Origin of the sequence: Parasutterella secunda, assembly GCF_023336895.1 — a bacterium.
Lineage (GTDB): Bacteria > Pseudomonadota > Gammaproteobacteria > Burkholderiales > Burkholderiaceae_F > Aphodousia > Aphodousia faecalis.
On the sequence record NZ_JAMBLT010000009.1, the window covers coordinates 23,370 to 42,102 of the forward strand.

Genomic DNA, 18,733 nt, shown 5'->3' on the forward strand with positions numbered 1-18,733 from the left:
TCTGCGAATCAATATCCCTCTGAATAAGGAAATTTCAAGCTTTAAGTTGGTTTACATAGACCACAACTGAAACTGTCGAGTCCTTTTGTGTTTGAAAGAATTAGGTTTAACGGTTTCGACGAATCTTAAATCCACATTTTGGAGGTATATCTGCTGAGGGATTTGGTGCAACCTCGCCATTTACCTTAGAGCTTGGGTTTGGGTCTAGATATGCGCACGTCTGAGCAATATATTCAAAACTCACAGCTCAAACAGCTCTTTAAGTTCCTCAACACTCAATCGCTCATCAAACGGCACATACTGGCCTTTTGAATTCTTGAATACCCCATAGGGAACAGCCCTGCAGCCGGCTCGACGATGAAGTTTGGTATTGGTCCATACTTTATCGCGAACTTCCACGGGTAACTTTTCCACTGCGCCGTAACGGATCCCGCGAAATCCAATATCGTTGAAGTGAGCGAAATGCTCGTCTAATTTACCCAGCGGATCTTTATCAATCAAAATAGTGGTGGCCTGCGGTTCAGAATGAATATTCATAAACGAAATAGGGCAGAACACAAATTCGATTTTATCTAAAAAGGGTTCCAATTTTCGGTGCAACTGCCAACAATCCCGGCATTGTGTATCAAAAGCGACATACGCCTTCGGTCGTCCGGCGGGGCCTTTAGAGGAAATGCCGGTTCCTTCTTTTTCAAAAGATTCAAACATTTTCTTTCCGTCCCAGATGACGGGGACGGAAGCGGGGGCCGCATGGGCAGACGTCATTCCAATGGTGATTAAGGAGGAAAAACCAGCTAAAAGTGCATTGCGTCGAGAAATTGTTTTCATAGAAAAAAGCCTCCTTAATGTTCCCAATCATTTTACGCACAAAACCCACGGTTGCTTAGTGATTATTGAACTTCAATCACACCTTTTTTCAATTGCGTGATCGGATGCCAATCTTGTTTGGCTTTTCTGAGACCGGGAATCCCCAGATCTTCTTCGCGGTTGAGGTACTCAATACAGAGGGGCAAACTTTTGGCAAACGCTTGAGAGAGAGCTGGATACGCACCGGGTACGTCACGGGTGGCCTTTTCAATATGCACAGCCAAAATATCAGAAGCGCTCCTTGCTCCATAAGTTAACCCTAAGATTCGACCATGCTCGTGCAAAATGCCGCCGTAGACCGGCAATTCGTCCCAATGCGCAAGAACTTTTTCAATAGCGGCTTTTTCCTCTAAAAGGCCTTCATTCATTTCACGCCCACTATACCAATCGTTCAAAAACGCCATGCAGTCGCCTAGACGATCCTTTGTGTACACTTCAAATTGAGCATCGGGACACGCCTTATAAAAGCGTTTGACGAAGTTACGCTTACTGTGAAAATGTGACCCTGGGAGCTCCACAAAGTCAGAACACGCATACACATAATCCCATCGATCGGGATTATCTTCAATAATCAATCTACGATGGGCGAAAGCCTTCGAGAGAATCGGCGCGATTGAATCGGTTCGTCCGTAAAAACGAAGTGGGCGATGGTTTTGGCGAGCGTCATTATCCAAGACTTCGAAAAGAGAAAAGGGAATTTCCTCTTTCCCAATAGGCATGACGAGAACCGGAGAGGGATCCTTTCCTACTAGACGCTCCAACACAAGGTGAGTGCCTTCAAACTCGAAATAACGAAAATGATTGTGAATGCCCCGACTGAAAAGCGAGACGAGACTTAAATCACAATCGCCGTCTCCATACTGTGGAAGATACTTTTTTAAAAGGTCTAAATCGCTTTCTTTTAACGCTTGAAATAACATAATCCAATCTTTCTTATCGAACTGCTAAACATTAAGACAGATGAGAACAATTTGCAAAACAATTTAGTTAGAATTTTCTGGTTCTTTTTAAGATTTCAGGCCCATGTTTTTTGAGCAAAATGCCCCTTTGTCATCATCACCGGTTTGGACTGTATCGCAGCTCAACGATGAAGTTTCGCGCTCTTTGCAGATGAATTTCCCGCCGCTTTGGGTGGGAGGTGAAGTGCGTGGTTTTACACGTGCTGCGTCGGGCCACTGGTATTTCACGCTCAAAGATGCCACCGGCGAATTGTCGTGCGCCATGTTTGCGGGCAACAACCGCCATGTGGGCTTTATTCCTAAAACCGGGGATCATCTGGAAGTTCACGGGCAAGTGAGTATTTACCGTGCCCGCGGTTCTTATCAAATGGTTGTGGACGCTGTCAGGCAAGCGGGATTGGGGACGCTTTATGAACGCTTTTTGCAGTTAAAGGAAAAACTTCAAAAAGAAGGCCTTTTCGATCTTTCCCGCAAAAAGACGATTGCCCGCGTCAACACCAAAATCGCCGTGGTGACAAGTCTTCAGGCCGCTGCCCTGCGAGACGTGTTGACAACCTTAAGGCGCCGTGCTCCCTACGCTCGCTTGACAGTTTTTGAAACGGCCGTGCAAGGTGATGATGCGCCGGCAGAAATTATTTCAGCGCTTAAGCGAGCTGATCAAAGCGATGTTGATGTGATTTTGTTAGTCAGAGGTGGGGGGTCTCTTCAGGATCTTTGGTCTTTTAATGATGAAGCGGTTGCTCGCAGCGTTGCCGCTTTAACCAAGCCCGTTATTGTCGGTGTCGGGCACGAAAGCGACGTGACGATTGTGGACTGGGTGGCGGATTTACGGGCGGCGACACCGACGGCTGCGGCAGAGCACGCCACCGAAAGTGTTGACGTCTTGTTAAAAGAACTCGCTCAGACTCATGAGACCATGCGCTACGTCTGGAGTCGCTATTGGACGGAAAACACGCAAAAAGTGGATTCCTTGATGCGAGAGATCCCCGATCCGGCCAAAAGTCTTCGCCAAGCCAACGAGCGCCTGACACTTTTGAGTCAATCGCTTTCTAGTTTGATGCGCTCTCAGTGGTTTGTAAAATCAGAAACTGTTCGTCATTTAAGCGCATCACTCATTAATCCTGCTTCGCTTTTTCTCAGAGAAAAAGAAAGACATGACAGAATCAGTAAAGAGCTTGTCTCACTCATTCATGACAAACTCAATCAAAATGAACGCGCCCGTCAGAGCTTAATGGATTTGATTACGGAAATCAGTCCGCAAGCTATTTTGAAAAAAGGGTACAGCTATGTCACAGCTTCTGATGGAACATTTGTTAAAAGTGCCGAGAGCGCGGTTAAAAGCGATAACTTGCAGATTCACTGGCATGACGGACAGCTAGAGGTTCATGTAAAGAAATAGTCCACAGTGTTGCAATTCTTAACCAGAAAAGTACACCATCCGTACTTTTTCTCCGTACAATCAAAACGTTTTTTAGGAGAGAAGAAATGGCTTTTCAATTACCTACTTTAGCGTTTCCGATGAATGCATTGGCTCCCGCCATGTCTGAAGAAACCATGCAATATCACTACGGCAAGCACCACCAAACCTATCTCACCAATTTGAACACCGCTATCAAGGGCACGCCCTTTGAAACCATGTCTTTGGAAGAGATCGTTTTGGCAAGTGACGGCATCAATCAAGGTATCTTTAACAATGCCGCACAAGCTTGGAACCATGCCTTTTTCTGGATGTGTCTTTCTCCCAAGGGCGGTCAAAAGCCCCAAGGCGAATTGATGACAAAGATTGAGGAACGTTGGGGTTCTTTTGAATCTTTCCGTGAACAGTTCTGCGCCAGCGCCGCGGGCAATTTCGGCTCGGGTTGGACTTGGCTTGTGCTCACCCCTCAAAAGACGCTTGAAATCGTTAATACGTCCAATGCCGGCACGCAACTGGCTAGCGACAATACGCCGCTTTTGGTCGTGGACGTGTGGGAACACGCCTACTACATCGACTACCGCAATTCCCGCCCCAACTACTTAAATGCTCTCTTTGATCATTTGATTGATTGGGAATTTGTGGCAAGAAACTACTACAACGCTAAGTAATTCAAGACGGGCCTTGGGATCACTCCCAAGGCCGCATTTTCTCTAATTCAGACGAAGCTTGGCGCCTTCCGCTAAGTGCTTTTCCTGGAACCATCCTGCGTTCATTTCCAGCGCCCAAGCAATGGGACGGGGTGAGCAGTGTGTATTTTCTGTCTGCGCTTTCATGTGCCGCACGGCAATCAATTGTCCCTTGTCGTTAAAAAATCCGACATCCAAATCAATAGGGACATCTTTCATCCACATGCAAACTTGACGGGCCGGGTGAAAAACAAAAAGCATGCCCTGATTTTTCTCTAAGTGTTCGACACCTTGCAGTCCGCGTTGCTGTTCAGCTTCACTTTTTGCAACCTGAACGTTCACAGGCTGATCGTTCACGTAAATGGTTTCGCTCATAGCCGTGGCAGGCAAAAGAATGGTTAAAAATCCAATACAAAAACTGCGCGAGTAATGTTTAAATACTATTCGCGCAGTTTTGAGCAGAGACAATACAAAGCTCATCGACACAACAATCCTCTAGCTTGCGGCGTCTTCGGTTTTCATAGGCAGGGGTACCACACGAGTGGCGTGCAATCCGCGTTCGGATTGTTCGAATTCAAACTCTACCCGCTGATTGGTTTGCAGGGTCTTGCGACCGGGCATCTCAATGGAGCGGAAATGAACAAACACTTCACGATCCTGACCATCGGGGATAATGAACCCGTAACCTTTGGCATCCGAGAACCATTTAACAGTACCGGAATTCATACAACATCCTTTCAAAGAAAGCATAGGCAAACTAGAGAGAGTTCTATTTTGTCTGCTTTCAGTTTCATCATAGGCTTATTACAACGGCTTGGGTAGGTTTTTTTGAGAAATTCTAAGGTGTGAAAATGGCGTTTAAAGTCTTTAACGAAGTCGAGATGGGCAATTATCAAAAAGAAACCCGAAATGGGAAAATTTCTCATTTCGGGCTGCAATTTTGAATTTAAACCGCATTTTTATGCTTTACCGGTTGAACCAAAACCGCCGGCTCCACGATCCGAAGTCTCAAAATCATCTACTATGTTCATTTGCATTTGAACAACGGGCACAATGACAAGCTGCGCAATGCGTTCCATCGGTTCAATGGTGAAGGCTTCTTGTCCGCGGTTCCAGGTGGAAACCATCAATTCGCCTTGATAGTCCGAGTCAATCAATCCCACTAAATTTCCCAAAACGATACCGTGTTTGTGGCCCAAACCCGAACGGGGAAGAATCAAGGCGGCGTAACCCGGATCGGCCAGGTGAATGGCAAGACCGGTTTTAATCAAGCGAGTTTCACCGGGATTGAGTGTTAGCGGCTCATCCAATATGGCTCTTAAATCAAGACCCGCAGAACCCGTAGTGGCATAGGTCGGCATTTTGTCTTTAACACGGGGATCAAGGATTTTGACATCGACTTTCATGAGATTATCTCCGGCGGTTTCGTTTCTGACGGATAACATTTGAAAAAATAGAGAATAAAACTAAAAAGACGGCCGTGGCGATCAGTTCTTCATCGCCAGTCATGCCGCCATAGAAAAAGAGGGCAAAACCCGCAAAGATTAGAAGAAAAGTCGAGGCAGAGCCTGCACGACTGAGCTTGTCGCGAGAAGCGGATGACGGGTTTTGGGCGACAGACGGATCCACTTTAAAAGCATCTTCCGGTTGATTGATGACCGTGTCGCGATGAATCGGAGTGGGATCGATGTCAGGAGAAGTCCAAACACCGGAAGCCGCGCCGTTTAACTCATCGTTAATCTGCTCGCGCATCTGCTCATCGTTGACTTGCAAAGCTTTTAATTCTTGAACGCTTTTTTGATTGAGTTTTTCAACAAAGCTTGCAAAGTCCCCATCTTTGGGTTCCAAGTAAGAAGGATCGAAACGCTTTCGCATTAATTCACCTCCTGGGCAATTTTGGCTATGAGCGCCTGAGCAATGTGCTCTTTGGTTGCTTTAGCCAAAGGTGTGGCCGCATCGCGCTCGACAAAGACAACGGCATTGGTATCTTGATTCATCGCGTCGCTTACCAAATTAGCCACGATTAAAGGCACGTTTTTACGGTACAGCTTAGCCCGTGCGTTATCAATGAGATTATCCGTTTCTGCTGCAAAACCTACACAATAGGGCGCATTTTCAAGCGCTGCGACACTGGCAAGGATATCCGGATTTTCTTCAAACTGAAGATCCGGGGCGCCTGCAAATTCTTTTTTGATTTTGTGATCGCTTGCATTGGCAACTCGCCAATCGGCAACGGCGGCCACACTGATGAAAATTTCATGCTGAGCGACTTCCTGCATGACCGCGTCATACATCTCGCGCGCGGTGGTCACATCAATTCGCTTGACACCGGCGGGAGTTTTTAAATCACATTTCCCGGCAATTAAAGTCACCTCAGCGCCAGCTAAAGCAGCCGCTTTGGCAATGGCAAAACCTTGTTTGCCCGATGATAGGTTGGTGATGCCGCGAACCGGATCAATCGCCTCGTAAGTCGGACCCGCCGTAATGAGTACACGACAGCGATCAAGCAGGCGCGGAGAGAATGCCCCCTGCAGTAACTCGATAATATCTTCAGGCTCAAGCATTCGCCCGCTTCCGATGTCGCCGCAGGCTTGCTCGCCCGAGTCCGGCCCCAGGAAAATGGCTCCGTCTTGAGTAAGCTGGGTGACATTGCGCTGCGTGGCCTGATTGTGCCACATAAAGGTATTCATGGCCGGCGCGTAGGCAACCGGACAGCGCGCAGCAAGGATTGCCGCGCTTAAGAGATCGTCGGCGAGCCCTTGAGCCGCTTTTGCCAAAATATTAGCCGTCGCAGGTGCCACAAGAAGAAGCGAAGCCTCTTTTGTGGCTTCAATATGCGGAATGGCGGTAGTGGAGTCGTCCCAATCGCCCGTATAGACCTTTTTGGCTCCCAGCGCTTGGAAACTGAGCGGTGTAACAAAACGCTGCGCGGCCTCAGTCATAATGACAGACACTTCAGCGCCTCGTTTAATGAGCAATCTCAATAATTCACAGCTTTTGTAAGCAGCAATGGAACCGGTTACCGCCAATACAATCTTTTGCCCAGAGAGCATCGCACTGTCCTTTAATCCGAGGAGTTATGGGTTAGGCTATCAATGATCAAAAGCCCTGCGCCGCCCACAATGGCCATATCAGCCACATTAAAGGCGGGCCAGTGCCAATAGCCGTAATAAAAATCTAGGAAATCAATCACATATCCGTAAATTATACGGTCAAAGAGATTACCTAACGCACCGCCCATGATCAAAGACAGAGCAAGACAAAAAAGCCCTTCTTGCGAGTGTTTGATAATGAGTTTTGCGCAAACAAATACTGCGACTAAAGCAATCGCTGCGAAAAGATACATCTGCCAGCCGTCGTGGCCTGCGAGAAATGAAAAAGCAGCCCCGGTGTTGTGAGCCAACACAAGGTTGAAAAACGACGTAACCGCTCTGGATTCGCCAAGATAAAAATGACTTTCAAAGTACCACTTGGTGGCAAAGTCAATGACAAACACCAGAGCTGAAACGCCCGCCCAGGGCAATAATGCTCGGGCGGGACGAGAGTTGGTGCTCATGCAAAAACCTTAAGCAAAGCGGCGGGTTTCACCGGCACCGAAAAGGTTTTCAGCGCAGCGGGCGCAAAGCGTCGGGTGGTCGGCCACCGTGCCCACTGTTGCCGTGTAGTGCCAGCAGCGAGCGCACTTGGGAGCGGCGGATTGATGCACGCTCACCGAGGCCGGCCCCTGATGAAGATCAGCGCGGCTCGTGATCATGACAAAGCGCAATTCGTCGCCCAAGCTTGCCAAGGCTTCATAGTCATCGCCATCAACAGTGATGTCCACTTCAGCTTGAAGGCTTGAACCCACCTTGCCTTCGGCGCGCAAGTTTTCGATTTCTTTTTGCACATCGGTGCGAACCTTGCGGATACGTTCCCACTTGGCGAGCAATTCTTCAGCACCTGCGATTTCAGGCAAATTGAAGAATTCTTCAGTAAAGATCGAAACCGACTTGCCCGGTTCAAAGATGGCAAAGGCTTCTTCGGCCGTAAAGGAGAGAATCGGAGCCATCAAGCGCAGGTAAGCCGCGGTGATGTACCAAAGGGCGGTTTGCGCAGAGCGGCGAGCCAACCCAGTTGTGGCGGTCGTGTAGAGACGATCTTTGAGAATATCCAGGTAGAAGCTTCCCAAGTCATCGCTTGCGAACGATTGCAGCTTCGCCACGATCGGGTGGAAGTCGTTGTCGTTATAAAGTTCAATGACTTCCTTTTGCAATTGAGCAACACGGGCGATGGCCCAGCGGTCAAGCTCAATCATGTCTTCAAACTTCACGGCATCCTTGGTGATGTCGAAGTCACTGGTGTTGGCTAAGAGGAAGCGCAACGTGTTGCGGATGCGGCGGTAAGAGTCCGTCACGTGTTTAACGATCGTCTTACCGAAACTCAATTCACCGGAGTAATCGGTGGAGGCTACCCACAAGCGCAGAATTTCAGCGCCATAGGTCTTCGTGGCATCCATGAGCTGCACCGTGTTGCCCAAGCTCTTACTCATCTTGCGGCCTTGTTCGTCCACCGTAAAGCCGTGCGTTAAGAGGGCGTTGTACGGAGCGCGGCCATCGAGCATCACGCCGATCAACAAAGAAGAATGGAACCAACCGCGGTGTTGGTCGCTGCCTTCCAAATAAAGATCGATCGGGAAGTCGAGTTTATCCTTGTGAGAACCGCGCACTACCGTGGCGTGCGTGGAGCCCGAGTCAAACCACACGTCCAAAATGTCGGTGGTCTTGTCATACTGTTGGGCTTCTTCAGCACTCATGAAATCTTCCGCTTTAGCCTGAGTCCAGGTTTCGATGCCGCCTTGTTCGACGCGTTTGGCGACTTCTTCCATGATTTCAAGCGTGCGCGGATGCAGCTTGCCCGTTACCTTGTGGGTGAAGAAGGGGAGCGGCACACCCCAGTTGCGTTGACGCGAGATACACCAGTCAGGACGGTTGGCGATCATGGCGTGCAGACGGTTGTAACCCCAGCTCGGGTAGAACTTCGTGGCATCCACCGCTTCAAGCGCAGCCTCGCGAAGGCTCTTGGGCTGTTCGGTACCGATTGCAGGACGTGTGTCATCGTTACTCTTATCCATACGGATAAACCACTGGCTCGTTGCACGGTAGATCAAGGGCGTCTTGTGGCGCCAGCAGTGCATATAGCTATGAACCTGCGTGCCGTAGTGCAAAAGGTTACCGGATTCTTTCAGTTTTTCAACGATAACCGGTTGCGCTTTCCAAATGTGCAAGCCACCGAAGAGGGGAAGGTCGTCGGCGTAAACACCGTTGCCTTGCACCGGATTGAGGATGTCATCGTTGTGCATGCCGTACTTCTTGCAGGTGTAGAAGTCGTCCACACCGTAGGCAGGCGCCGAGTGAACAATACCGGTACCGGCCGTTGAATCAACATAGTCGGCTAATTCAACGGGACTAAAGCGCTTGTAGCCCGCATCCATTTGAGAAAGCGGGTGCATGAAGCGAACCAATTCAAAAGCCTGGCCCTTCGCTGTTGCGACCGTCTTACCTTGCATTTCATAGCGCTTGAGGCAATCTTCAACCAGCTTTTCGCACAAGATGAGGTAACGATCGCCGCAATCGACTAACGCATAGTCAAGTTCGGGGTGCATGTTCAAGGCTTGGTTGGCGGGAATCGTCCAAGGCGTCGTTGTCCAAATCACCGTGTAGGCGGGTTTATCGAGCGTATGACCATAGATTGCTTCAACCTTGGCCTTATCTTCTTCGGCCAAGGGGAAAGCCACGTCAATGATGGGGCCTTTAATGTCTTTGTATTCGACTTCGGCTTCAGCCAAAGCGGATTGGCAGTCAAAGCACCAGTTCACAGGCTTAAGACCACGGTAGACGTAACCCTTTTCCATGAGCTTAGCCAAAACACGGATTTGAGCGGCTTCCGTGTCGTAGCGAAGCGTGAGGTAGGGATCGTTCCAATCACCCAAAACGCCTAAACGTTGGAAACCGGTCATTTGGCGAGCGACTTGCTCGTGAGCATATTGACGAGCCTTGGCTTGCAGTTCAACGATCGGCAAGTTTTTGCCGTAAAGCTTTTCAATCTGAATTTCAATGGGCATGCCGTGGCAGTCCCAACCCGGCACGTAGGGAGTGTCGTATCCCATCAACGTGCGGGACTTCAAAATGATGTCTTTTAAAACCTTGTTGACACCATGACCCAAGTGCAAGTCGCCGTTAGCGTACGGAGGACCATCGTGCAAAATAAAATGCTTGCGGCCTTTTTTCGCATTGCGGATGGCACCGTAAATATCTTTTTCAAGCCATTCTTTGATCCAATTCGGTTCACGGGCTGGCAGGTTGCCGCGCATCGGGAAGGGCGTATCCGGCAGATTAAGCGGATACTTTTGTGCTTGATCGTCAGTAGTTTTAGCCATGATATCTCCTTGGTCCCCTCGGACTCTTCAAGGTTGTTAAAAACAAAAGCGTGCGAATTTTTAATAGGCTTCGCACTAACCGTACATTTCGGTGAGTTCCGTATCGGAACGCGCCAAACCGACCAGTCCGCGAGCTTTCTGAGCATCGGCGTTAATGGCGGCTTTCAATTCATCCAAATTGGCGAACTTTTTGTCGTCGCGCAATTTATCCAAAAATTCCACTCGAACGATTTTGCCGTAACAGTCGGAGTGGTAATCAAAAATATGCGTTTCAAGCAAGTATTTCTTCGGCTGACCCGCTGTCACCGTCGGCCGGCAGGTGATCGTAGCTACACCACCCAACGGATAGGGAGCAAGTCCATGCACAAAAACGGCGTACACGCCTTTGACGGCCGGCTCTCCGTTTTTATCAACCGGGATGCAATCAAGATTGATGGTCGGAAAACCCAGTGTGCGGCCTAATTCCTGACCATGCACAACACGGCCCGTGATGTGATAGTGATGGCCCAGCAATTGGGTGACTTCAAAAAGGTCATTATCTTGGAGGGCTTTTCTCAAGCGTGTGCTGGAGATACGGCTCTTGCCGTGAAAAAGGGTTGGAGAAACCCAGACTTCAAAACCGAGTTCCTTGCCAAGTGCCTTCAAGTCTTGCACATTGCCCTGACCTTTATAGCCGAAATGAAAATCCTCTCCCACGGTAACCCAACGAGCGTGCAGTCCTTCGACTAAAATCTCTTCGGCAAACTGCCTTGGACTCATACGGGCTAAGCGCTCATTGAAGTTAAGGAAAATGACGCGTTGAATGCCGCAGGCTCCGATATCGAGTACCTTATCCCGAATGTTGTTGACTCGGGCTAGAACTTCGTGACCGTGAGGGTAGACTTCTTTGGGATGGGGTTCGAATGTGACCGCGCAAGGCAAAAGACCGCGAAGGTCTGCGGCCTGTACCACTTCCTCTAAAAGCGCCTGATGGCCGCGATGCACACCGTCAAAATTGCCGATGGCCACCGCACAGTCCATTTTTCTTAGATCCTGAGGAACCCCTCGAAATACTTTCATAGCACGAAAAATCAGAAATAAACGCCCAATTTTATCAAATATGTATTAAGGTGATTTGAGAGGTTTAGAGTAGTCCGACGAGAAATAATCTTTGTTGGAAATCAACGATACAAAGGATTATTTCTCGTATTCCTTCCATAGACTGTGCCGGTGTTTGGCATAGTCAGCGTCAACATAACCGCTAAACATCGCCGGCAGTAAAAAGCGATTGGCTTTAAATATGAACGCCGCCATGTGACCAATAAAAAGCAAAATAGCAAGCACCATGCCCAAATTGTGCAGTTGGGCAAGCCAAAAGAGCACCGGATCGGGAAAGTCAATTCCAGAGAGATTTTTGAGCGTCTTTAAAAGTCCCGTGATGATCAGTAATGCAAAAACAGCTGCAAAAGCCGCCCAAGCCAGTCTTTGTTCAGGCAGATACTTGCCCGAAGGCGGTTCCTGCCCGCCGGTTAAAAGCGCTTTAATGATGGCAACGCTTTTCGAGAAGTCACCTTTTTGAGGGACGATGTCAAAATCCCCTTCGAGTGCATGAACCACCAAATGAAACACACAAAGAAAGGTGAAAAGGATGGCAAAGGCATAGTGCCATGGCAAGGTGGTGAAAAAGTCCGCCGTGGAGGGGAAAACTTGAGTTAATCCATAGCGTTTGGCAACAGGCATTTGCAAAATGCCGGTCACCATCAGACCGAAACAGGAAAAGGCAATCCCCCAATGAACGAAACGGTTACGGACACTTTGACGATAGACTCGCATCACTTGTCCTCCTTTTTCTGAGACTTTTTGCGTCGGGCGATGAGGTAAGCGGTGGCCGCGGCCGCTAGCGGAGCGGCCAATGTCGCAATAGCCCACGAAGACGATTCTTTAAGTTGAGGTGCGACAGCTTGAAATGCTGGTCGATCGGCGTTTTCGGTGTTTTTTTGGTTTTCAACAATAGCCTTATTGAGTTCTTCAAAAGGAACGGAGGAAATGTACCAGGTCGCCGTACCACCGTTTTCGTTGACACCGTACAGATAACGATTGGCTGCCATTTGACGAACCGTTATTAATGCTTGTTCCAGCGGCAAAAAGGAAATGGCTTTTTGAGGACAACTTTGAGCACAGGCGGGCGTTTGTCCATCCCTCAGTCTGTCAGCGCAAAAATCGCACTTGTACATGACGCCACCGCCGGCGAAAGTCGGAGCCACATCAAGATAAAGACCAACACCGGCTTGTCGTTGCGGAATGCCCCACGGACAGACATCTCGGCATTTCGCTCCGCCGAAACACACTTTAGGATCAATCTTTATGGCACCTTGCACAGTACGGTCAATGGCGCCAAAGGGACAGATTTTTCGGCAGGGGGCGTCAAAGCAGTGCATGCAACGTCTGGGAGCAAAGATTTCTCGTCCGTCATTTAAAACAATTTTTTCCACATAAAGCCAGTTATAAGGAGTCAGGCGATCCACTCTTTCTCGTTGAGACGAGAAATCTTCAAATGTTTTTTGTGGCCAATAGGGTTTCAGAGGCTTTTGTGGTTCGGGAAATCGTTTTTGATTTTTTTGTCGACAGGCTGATACACAGGCAGGTACTGCAAGTCCTGGACATCCGTTGCAACGATCTAAGTCTATGAGACTGATCCATTGTTTGGGAGCCGGGGTTCCCGTCGAAGTTTTCGCCTGGCTTTCGGCGCTAACTAATAAAGTGCCGACTAGGGCGGATTTCAAAAATGTTCTGCGATCAGACATAGGGCACACTTTTTTTGAGGAAAGAGCGAGGTCTTTCTTCTTAGAAATATGAAGTCAGTCTATTGGAAAAATACACGGGATGCTCAATTGAAACAGGCAAAGCTATGGAACCAATAGATTGGACATCTTCTAATTCAAATTATTCGTGTGATCTATGCTAAGCAATCGTTTCGAATTGGTACCCGCAACTTTCGACTAATTTTTTGTCTTTTTCAATTCCTGTGCCTTTTGTTGTGAGCAGATCGCCAGCGATCGCGCTATTAATACCGGCTCTAAGTGCCAATCGTATTGCGGTATCAGATAACCGTCTCCTTCCGCCGGCAAATCGCAAATAAGCTTTTGGGTTGGCAAGTCGAAAAAGAGCGATTGTGCGAATGATTTCTTCTTCAGAAATTGGTTCGATAAGCTCAAGTGGTGTGCCCTTGATTGGTTCAAGAATATTAATTGGAATAGAACAAATTTTTAATTTTCTTAACGTTAGAGCCAATTCAATTCTGTTTTGTCGACTCTCACCCATACCGATAATGCCGCCAGAACAAATATCAAGACCAGCTGAATGTGCTGCTTCAATGGTTTTGAGTTTGTCGGTGAAGGTGTGTGATGAACAAACATGTGGGAAAAAGTTTTCGCAAGTTTCTAAATTGCAATGACAGCGGCACACACCTGCTTGAGCAAGAAGCTGAAATTCTTCTGCTGTTAGAAGACCGGCCGATAAACATATTTCAAGCGACGTTTCTTTTTTCAGTTCTCGGACGATTTCTGCCGCTTCTCTAACTTCTCGTCGTGAAAGTTTTCTTCCGCTTGTGACAAGTGAGAAACGTGTAGCTCCTGATCGTTGTGCAATAAGAGCGGCCTCAATGATTTTCTTTGCCTCAAGCAGTGGATAAATTTCACACTGTCCTTCAAAATGCCGGGACTGAGCACACCAGTGACAATTTTCCGAACAACGTCCGCTTTTAGCATTGACGATGGCGCAAAAGTTAAACACCTGACTGGCCTTATGAATAGTGACTTCGTGGGCGGCTTCGACCAAATGAGAAATCGGCGCATTAGCTATCTGTTGAAGATCTTCAGCTGTTGGAATTTCCTCTTGCAGGGCGCGTTGTTTCATTTGATCTAAAAGCGTTAAAACGTTATCCATAGTGTCGGATTGAATGTAGAGTGAAATTTCCTAAGTTTAGAGGCGACTTAAATTCACTTCAAATGTCGAAGCGGTCATGAGTTTTATGCGATTTTTCTGTTCTCACAATCGGTACAATTCTCTGGTAAACCAATCCTAGGACTTTCTGATGAAAAAAATAGTCGTTTTAATATCCGGACGCGGCAGTAATTTTGTTGCGATTCAGGAAAGTGCTTTGCGTGAAGACTGGGAGCATTCCATCGGAGCGAAAATCGTTGCGGTTATTTCCAATCGCCCGGATGCAAAAGGACTGGAGCTTGCCAAAAATTATGGCATTGATGCGCTTTGCGTGGACCATAAAGCGTTTGAAACACGAGAAGCGTTTGAAGAAAAGCTCTATGAAGTTGTGTCTCAGTACGAACCGGATCTCATTGTTTTGGCTGGTTTTATGAGAATTCTCACGGCGGGTTTTGTGGATCGCTTTGAAGGCAAGATTCTCAATATTCATCCGGCTCTTTTGCCCTCATTTAAGGGGCTTGATACCCATCAACGCGCCATAGACGCTGGTGTCCGCATGGCAGGAACGACAGTTCATTTTGTGACGGCCGCCTTGGATGGCGGAGCCATTATCGCGCAGGCCGCCGTGCCGGTGTTGCCCAGTGATGACGCTCATCGGCTAGCCGATCGAGTGCTTGTCTATGAACATCAAATCTATGCCCGGGCAGTTAAAGCTTGTGTGACCGGAAAAGTGCGCTATGAAAATGAGCGGGCAGTGATGGATGATCAAACCGCGCTTGAACTTACTTTGTTTGGACAAATCTAAATCATGCAGGAAAAGAAAAGAAACCCACGTCGTTCTCAGAGCGGCGGTGAGCGCCGTTTGACAGAAAGACAGCGCGCTGCACGCAGTCGCCAGATTCGTGAAAGCCGTGCGATGACAAAAGATGAACGTCGTCAGAGAGCTGGAGCTCATCATGATATCGATCAGCGCCAGACTCGAACGGGCGGCCCTCGCGTCACCGGACTGATTGTGGATGAATTGGGTAAAGCCTTGTCGACGGTGCTCAAGCTTGACGGTCCGGCCGACGTTTTGATGAGTCGTTTCTTCAGACTCAATCATAAGTTGGGTTCACGCGACAGAAGCATCATTGCCGAGGCGATCTTTTACACATTGCGTCACCTCTCAACCATTGCCTGGCAAATGAAGCCGATTGTGCCGGCTCGGGCGCCACGACTCACAGCCATGGTGGCTCTTTCCCGTATTTATGGGCGCGAAGCACTTGACGAACGGACGGTGGGCAATGACGCGGGACCTTTGGACAATATCCTTCGCAGTAAACCGGAAAATGCGACGGCGTTTGTTCAGTCCGAGTTGCCGTACTGGCTTTATGAACGCTTAAATAAGCAATTTGGCGATGAAGCGCCTGCTCTTTTTGAGTCGATGAAAGAGGGGGCTCCGCTTGATTTGCGTGTCAATCTTTTGAAAGCCAAGCGTGAAGAGGTGATGCAGGAGTTGGCCGAGCACGGTGTGCAGGCTGTGGAGACGCCGATGTCGCCTGACGGCGTGCGCCTGATGACTAAACCGGGATTGACCAGTTGGCCCATCTACCGTGAAGGCAAGATTGATGTGCAGGATGAAGGCAGTCAATTGATTGCCCGGTTGGTGCAGCCAAAGCGCGGTGAAATGGTTTGCGACTTTTGCGCGGGCGCCGGCGGTAAAACCTTGGCCTTGGGCGCGCTGATGCGCTCAACGGGCAGACTGTACGCTTTTGATGTCAATGAAAAGCGTCTCTCGGGTTTAACCCCACGTATGCGTAGGGCGGGTTTGAGCAACGTTCACCCGATTGCGATCAAGACCGAACGCGATGTACGCGTTAAGCGTCTTGCCGGAAAATTTGACCGCGTGCTTGTCGATGCGCCTTGCTCCGGGACGGGTACTTTGCGCCGCAATCCTGATTTGCGTTGGCGAATGAGCGAAGAAGAGCTTGCCCGCATCAACGCGATTCAAGCCAATGTGCTGGAGTCCGCCAGCCGTTTGGTGAAATCCGGCGGTCGTTTGGTTTACGCGACGTGCTCTTTGTTGCGCGAGGAAAACCAAGGAGTGGTGGAGGCTTTTTTAGCTAAGCATCCGGAGTATGAAATCATGGATGCCACCGATGTTTTAGCTAAACAAGGCGTCAATTTACCCGATTGCGCCAAGGCCCACGCGCCATTTTTTGTCATGGCTCCGCATCAAAGCGGCACCGATGGCTTTTTCGGCGCTGTGCTCATCAAAAAAGAAGCGCGTGACGCCTAAGATGAGATAACGAAGGTATACAATCGGAGACGCTCGCTTAAATTAGGCGGGCGTTCTTCATAAGGCGGCTTAATAATGCTTTTTAGCGTTCCGAAATCGTTGGCGTTTTTGTTGGCGACGTGTTCCATGGTGGGACCGTTGTCAGCCAACACGTATATGCCCGGCTTAGGGATGATCGCCGAAGAGTTCGGAGTTGGGGAGGTCGCCGCGTATCAAACACTTTCAAGCTATCTGATCTGCTTTGCCACATCCTCTCTTTTTGTAGGCGCTGTCTCCGATAGCTTGGGCCGAAGGGCCGTGATGATCGGCGGCTTATTGTGTTACGCGTTCTCCTGCGCTATTTGCGCTTTTAGCCCCGGTTATGAAACATTTTTAATCGGTCGTATTTTAATGGGGCTTTTTGCCAGTACCGGAACCGTATTGGCCATGGCTGTGACCCGCGATTTGTTTAGCGGCAGACAGGCTCAGGAGTTGACGAGTCTGATTGCCGTGATTTTCGCCCTGGCGCCGGCACTTGCCCCCATTATCGGCGGTTGGTTGGTTTCGCTTTTCGGTTGGCGAAGTGTTTTCTATTTCCTCTCAACCTTCGCCTGCACCATGGCGCTTATTTGTTTCTTTCTTCTGAAAGAAACGCATCCAAAAGAGCTGCGAACTTCGTTTCATTTTGTGCCGCTTGTTAAGCAATACGCCCTTTCCATGAAAAACATCGCCTTTACCGCCGGCGTTATCTGCAGTGGCTTTGTTTTCATGGGCTCCATTCTTTTTTCTGCTGGTGCTCCCGATTACGTTGAAAACATTATGGGAATGGGGGTGACCGACTTCGGTTATCTGATGATTCCCTTGATTGGTTTTTCGGTGACGGGATCGATTTTTTGCACCAAAATCACTGAAAGATTTGGCGAAGAGCGGACAATGAAAATGCAGATTGCGGTGATGTACGCGGCCGGTATTTTAGGCGTGGCGCTCAACTACTTCTGGCACGTTCCGTATCCCTTCTGCCTTTTCGCTGTCATCGTTTACAGTACGGCCATGAGCGTGGTGCGCCCAATTCTGACGGTCTATAACTTGGATTATTTTCCTCAAAATCGGGGAATGGCCGCCAGTATTCAGCAGTTTTTCCAAACATCTTCTTTTGCCATCTGCGCTGCCCTTTGGGTCCCGGTTGTGATGGGCAGCGCCTGGAAGTACGACTTAGTGTTGCTATTTTGCGGCGTAATGGTCAGCGTTACTTGGCTGATTGTTTTAAAAACCCGTCCGCGCTGTTTGCCTAAAGATTTCTCATCACAGAATCGATAAAAGCGTTGAAACAATGACCACGCTGCAGGCAACCGACAGTGAATTGAGGTTGGCTGCCATTGATGGTTTGCATTTGGCTTTTATGCAGAAAATAAGACCCACGACTGGTACCGGTGCCCAGGCGATGAGAGCCAGAATTTTTCGGATTTCGTACGGGAAAGGCAACAGATAGTACATGGCTAGCGACATCACAAGGGAGCCGGCCAATCGAATGACAAGCAGTCGTAATAACTCCTTGAGTTGCTCACGGGGCATGACGAAACGGATGCTTTGCCCGAGCAATATCATCGCTAAAAAAGCGTTGGCGTTGGCACCAATCGTTGCCCAATCTACGACCGTGGCCGGAAAGGTGTAGCCGACAAAGGCCAAAATCAGCATGACAAAGTAAGAACAAATCGGACCGGAACTGAACATGCGCTTCAAAATGGTTTTCACCAACGTTAATCCCGTTCCGGTACCTGAGGCGATCGCATAGGTCGTCCCTGTGCACATGATGGAATTGCCGATGTCAAACAGGCAGATGGATAAAAAGCCGGTCGGTGTGACAAATGTCTGAAGAAACGGCATCACGAAAGTGCCCACGTTAAAACCCGACAGATTGAGCATGTCGAAAAGACGATTTTCCGGGTGTTTGCGCGTGATTAGGTAGGCAATGCCAATCATGAAAAAGTTTGTAGCCAATCCCAACCCAATCAACCAAAAGTAACTGGCTTCAATATGCAATCCGTTTAAACAGACGAGGATCAGACAGGGCAACGTGACGTAGAGTAAAAGCCCCGAGAGCGCATGAACGGTATCCTCTTTGAGAATGTGTGTGCGTTTAAGGAAATAACCCACAAAAATAAAGAAAACGAAACCTAAAACCTTCAGTAAGCCTTCCACTTCGGGCAATCC

Annotated in this window: 19 protein-coding genes; 5 read left to right on the forward strand and 14 right to left on the reverse strand. The window is 48.8% G+C overall.

Annotation, left to right across the window (positions count from 1 at the left end):
- Window positions 1-240: 240 nt before the first annotated feature.
- Entirely contained in the window at window positions 241-828 is a 588-nt protein-coding gene (locus M3080_RS07340; protein WP_249092525.1) for a thioredoxin domain-containing protein, read from the reverse strand.
- Between the two features lie 62 nt (window positions 829-890).
- Window positions 891-1,787, reverse strand: coding sequence for a DUF2156 domain-containing protein (locus tag M3080_RS07345; RefSeq protein ID WP_249092526.1), 897 nt, complete (start codon window positions 1,785-1,787; stop codon window positions 891-893).
- 103 nt (window positions 1,788-1,890) lie between these two features.
- On the opposite strand from M3080_RS07345, the gene xseA reads away from it, so the two are divergent.
- Both xseA and M3080_RS07355 read left to right on the forward strand, forming a co-directional pair.
- Window positions 1,891-3,225 (forward strand): exodeoxyribonuclease VII large subunit, encoded by a 1,335-nt coding sequence (gene xseA, locus M3080_RS07350; protein ID WP_249092527.1) that lies wholly within the window; start codon window positions 1,891-1,893, stop codon window positions 3,223-3,225.
- A gap of 86 nt (window positions 3,226-3,311) precedes the next feature.
- Window positions 3,312-3,911, forward strand: coding sequence for a superoxide dismutase (locus tag M3080_RS07355; RefSeq protein ID WP_022472369.1), 600 nt, complete (start codon window positions 3,312-3,314; stop codon window positions 3,909-3,911).
- Window positions 3,912-3,953: 42 nt separating this feature from the next.
- Here the strand turns inward: M3080_RS07355 and M3080_RS07360 are convergent, their stop codons facing one another.
- From M3080_RS07360 to bioB, 11 genes are all read right to left on the reverse strand, one after another.
- Window positions 3,954-4,304: a DUF192 domain-containing protein gene (locus tag M3080_RS07360; protein WP_249092528.1), complete on the reverse strand. Its 351-nt coding sequence runs from the start codon at window positions 4,302-4,304 to the stop codon at window positions 3,954-3,956.
- Between the two features lie 120 nt (window positions 4,305-4,424).
- Window positions 4,425-4,655, reverse strand: a complete 231-nt coding sequence (locus M3080_RS07365) for a cold-shock protein (protein ID WP_022472367.1) — start codon at window positions 4,653-4,655, stop codon at window positions 4,425-4,427.
- A gap of 233 nt (window positions 4,656-4,888) precedes the next feature.
- Window positions 4,889-5,335: a dUTP diphosphatase gene (dut, locus tag M3080_RS07370; RefSeq protein WP_249092529.1), complete on the reverse strand. Its 447-nt coding sequence runs from the start codon at window positions 5,333-5,335 to the stop codon at window positions 4,889-4,891.
- 4 nt (window positions 5,336-5,339) lie between these two features.
- Entirely contained in the window at window positions 5,340-5,804 is a 465-nt protein-coding gene (locus tag M3080_RS07375; protein WP_249092530.1) for a hypothetical protein, read from the reverse strand.
- Window positions 5,804-6,982 carry a bifunctional phosphopantothenoylcysteine decarboxylase/phosphopantothenate--cysteine ligase CoaBC gene (coaBC, locus tag M3080_RS07380; RefSeq protein WP_249092531.1) on the reverse strand — a complete coding sequence of 393 codons (1,179 nt, stop codon included), beginning with the start codon at window positions 6,980-6,982 and terminating at the stop codon, window positions 5,804-5,806. The genes M3080_RS07375 and coaBC overlap by 1 nt, the downstream gene beginning before the upstream one ends.
- Before the next feature lie 11 nt (window positions 6,983-6,993).
- Window positions 6,994-7,485 (reverse strand): signal peptidase II, encoded by a 492-nt coding sequence (gene lspA, locus M3080_RS07385; RefSeq protein ID WP_249092532.1) that lies wholly within the window; start codon window positions 7,483-7,485, stop codon window positions 6,994-6,996.
- Between the two features lie 9 nt (window positions 7,486-7,494).
- Window positions 7,495-10,344, reverse strand: coding sequence for an isoleucine--tRNA ligase (ileS, locus tag M3080_RS07390; protein WP_249092533.1), 2,850 nt, complete (start codon window positions 10,342-10,344; stop codon window positions 7,495-7,497).
- A gap of 75 nt (window positions 10,345-10,419) precedes the next feature.
- A complete protein-coding gene (locus M3080_RS07395) occupies window positions 10,420-11,403 on the reverse strand; it encodes a bifunctional riboflavin kinase/FAD synthetase (protein ID WP_249092534.1) in 984 nt (327 codons plus the stop codon).
- A 117-nt stretch (window positions 11,404-11,520) separates the two neighbouring features.
- Window positions 11,521-12,156 carry a cytochrome b/b6 domain-containing protein gene (locus tag M3080_RS07400; RefSeq protein WP_022472360.1) on the reverse strand — a complete coding sequence of 212 codons (636 nt, stop codon included), beginning with the start codon at window positions 12,154-12,156 and terminating at the stop codon, window positions 11,521-11,523.
- Window positions 12,156-13,127, reverse strand: coding sequence for a 4Fe-4S dicluster domain-containing protein (locus tag M3080_RS07405; RefSeq protein ID WP_249092535.1), 972 nt, complete (start codon window positions 13,125-13,127; stop codon window positions 12,156-12,158). The genes M3080_RS07400 and M3080_RS07405 overlap by 1 nt, the downstream gene beginning before the upstream one ends.
- A gap of 157 nt (window positions 13,128-13,284) precedes the next feature.
- The gene (gene bioB / locus M3080_RS07410; protein WP_249092536.1) at window positions 13,285-14,268 is read right to left on the reverse strand and encodes a biotin synthase BioB; all 984 of its coding nucleotides are present in this window, start codon (window positions 14,266-14,268) and stop codon (window positions 13,285-13,287) included.
- Between the two features lie 148 nt (window positions 14,269-14,416).
- On the opposite strand from bioB, the gene purN reads away from it, so the two are divergent.
- From purN to M3080_RS07425, 3 genes are all read left to right on the forward strand, one after another.
- The gene (gene purN, locus M3080_RS07415) at window positions 14,417-15,070 is read left to right on the forward strand and encodes a phosphoribosylglycinamide formyltransferase (RefSeq protein ID WP_249092537.1); all 654 of its coding nucleotides are present in this window, start codon (window positions 14,417-14,419) and stop codon (window positions 15,068-15,070) included.
- 3 nt (window positions 15,071-15,073) lie between these two features.
- Window positions 15,074-16,543 (forward strand): RsmB/NOP family class I SAM-dependent RNA methyltransferase, encoded by a 1,470-nt coding sequence (locus M3080_RS07420; RefSeq protein WP_249092538.1) that lies wholly within the window; start codon window positions 15,074-15,076, stop codon window positions 16,541-16,543.
- Window positions 16,544-16,618: 75 nt separating this feature from the next.
- Complete coding sequence (locus tag M3080_RS07425) at window positions 16,619-17,839, forward strand: multidrug effflux MFS transporter (RefSeq protein WP_249092539.1); 1,221 nt, start codon at window positions 16,619-16,621, stop codon at window positions 17,837-17,839.
- Here the strand turns inward: M3080_RS07425 and M3080_RS07430 are convergent.
- A complete protein-coding gene (locus M3080_RS07430) occupies window positions 17,825-18,721 on the reverse strand; it encodes an AEC family transporter (RefSeq protein ID WP_249092540.1) in 897 nt (298 codons plus the stop codon). The genes M3080_RS07425 and M3080_RS07430 overlap by 15 nt on opposite strands.
- Between the last annotated feature and the right edge of the window lie 12 nt (window positions 18,722-18,733).